The sequence below is a fragment of the Nonomuraea aridisoli genome (assembly GCF_003236395.1).
Taxonomy (GTDB): domain Bacteria; phylum Actinomycetota; class Actinomycetes; order Streptosporangiales; family Streptosporangiaceae; genus Nonomuraea; species Nonomuraea aridisoli.
In genome coordinates this window covers 1-2153 of sequence record NZ_POUD01000523.1, presented here as the reverse complement: position 1 = coordinate 2153, position 2153 = coordinate 1, and the positions used below count along the sequence as shown (strand labels likewise).

Genomic DNA, 2153 nt, shown 5'->3' with positions numbered 1-2153 from the left:
GGCGTCCCCTTGGCGGAGCTCCCCGCCATCCTCACCTCCCGTACGCGCACGCTCGACGCAGCCGCGTCACACACGCGCACCCTGGAGGGGGCGACGCCGCCTGGTGATTCCATCGACAGGTCCCACGCGCCCGCCTCCACCGGGCACGCGTCCGGCGAGACAGCCTTCGGATCGGCGTCGCTTCGACGCGCCTTCGCCGGGTCCGCATCCGGCGCGAGGACTCCCGACGGGCCGGCCTCGCACGGGCGTGCCGTGGACGCGACCGCGTCCGGCGCGGGAGCGATCGACGGGCGGAGACCACGTGGCTGTGCCCTCACGGAGCCGGCGTCACGTGGAGGCGCCTTCGACAGATCGCTGTCCCATGCACGAGGCATCCACCAGGCGGCGTCCGGCCGCGGAGATGCCGTCGACGTCGAGGCGCGGCTCGACGTGATGCGGGCCGCCGTCCGGAGCCGCCTGACCCGCATGGGGCCCGACGCGACCGACCCGGCCGCCCCCGCCATCGCTGCGGCCCTGCGCGCGGGCCGCTCGGTCGCCGAGGTGGCCTGGGACCTCGGCTACAGCGAGCGCCAGCTCCACCGCCGGAGCCTGACCGCGTTCGGCTACGCGCCGAAGACCCTCCAGCGCATCCTCCGCTTCCAGCACGCGCTTCGGCTGGCCCGCGCGGGCGTCCCGCTGGCGGAGGCGGCCGTCACGGCGGGCTACGCCGACCAGGCCCACCTGGCCCACGACGTCAGACGCCTCAGCGGCGTACCGATGCGCAGTCTCCTGTCACCCGCGAGGGCGGCCTGACACGAGCGCCTGCACCCACCCGGCGTTGGGGTCGCTGTCGATGAGCACCGCCCGCGTCAGCAGGCTCAGCGGAATCGCCAGGATCGCGCCCAGCGGCCCCAGCACGAACGTCCAGACGATCAGCGACACGAACGTCATCGTCGTCGTGAGCCCCACGGCGTCCCCCAGGAACTTCGGCAGGATGAACGACTGCGTGACGACGTTGATGACGCTGTAGGCCACGATGACCAGCACCATCGTCTGCACACCGCCGTCCAGCAGGGCGAGCATGGTCGGCGGCAGCAGCGCGATGACGAACCCGATGTTCGGGATGTAGTTGGCGATGAGCGCGAGCACGCCCCAGAGCAGCGGCAACGGCACGTCCAGCAGCGACAGCGCGAGCACGTCGAGCACCGCGTTGATCAACCCGAAGATCGTCGAGACGATCAGGTAGCGCCGCGTCTTGTGCGCGAACGTCGCCAGCGCCGTCACCAGCTGCGGCCGGTCGCCCCCGCCGCTGGTGAGGATCCTCGCGGTCACCGGCGCGTCGAGCGACATCGCCAGCAGCACGATCACGACGAGGAACAGGGCCGACAACACGCCGATCAGACTGCCGAGCAGGATCTGCGCCAGCCCCAGCACCCGCTCCGGGTCGAACGCCTCCAGCCCCCGGTTGAGCACCTCGTTGCTGATCCCGTGCGCGGCGGCCCACGCCTGGGCGTCGGCCAGCAGTCTCTCGAACTGCGTGGTGTACGTGGGCAGCAGCGCGGCGAGCTCGGTGGCCGAGATGGTCAGGATGCCCACCATGCCGAGCAGTACGAGCACGACGATGAGGAACGGCACGGCCACCTGGAGCCAGATGGGGGCGTGCCGGGCGGCGAGCCAACTGCGTACCGGCGAGACGGCGATCACGAGAACGAGCGCGAGCACGACGGGACCGGCGATGGATGAGACCTCGCGGATCCCGAACAACACGACCACCGCCGCCGCCATGCCCAGCAGGATGGTGAGCGCCCTGGGCAGGGGTTGATCTCGCACGCCCCCTACCTACCCGCGGTGCGGGCGCGAACCGTCGATTTGACGGTTCCGGGAGGCGTACATAGAGTTCACCAGTCCCCGCGAGAACGGCCTTGATCGCCGCGCTCACTTGGGGGCGACCTCTCAGACTCCATCGTGACGGTGAGGCGTGCGCGTCCACTCCGATCGGCTGGTAAATTTGAGGGGTTGTCTCCGAAAGGGGGCAGGGCTTAATTCGCGCAGATCGAGCAAGTCCGGTCAATTTGACAGGAACTTGAACGGCTGAAAGAATTAAGACACAACGAAAGACGAAATGAACGCCTCCGAGCGGGGATCACGAGAGTGGTTCTGGTGAGGAAGTACGC

Annotated in this window: 2 protein-coding genes; one reads left to right on the top strand and one right to left on the bottom strand. The window is 69.7% G+C overall.

Annotated features, from left to right (window positions below; genetic code table 11):
• Window positions 1–792, top strand: a 792-nt coding sequence (locus C1J01_RS52900) for a helix-turn-helix transcriptional regulator (protein ID WP_328589760.1), incomplete at its 5' end; no start/stop codon positions are given.
• Here C1J01_RS52900 and C1J01_RS47750 read toward each other — a convergent pair.
• Entirely contained in the window at window positions 772–1809 is a 1038-nt protein-coding gene (locus tag C1J01_RS47750; RefSeq protein ID WP_235855156.1) for an AI-2E family transporter, read from the bottom strand. The genes C1J01_RS52900 and C1J01_RS47750 overlap by 21 nt on opposite strands.
• Window positions 1810–2153 lie beyond the last annotated feature (344 nt).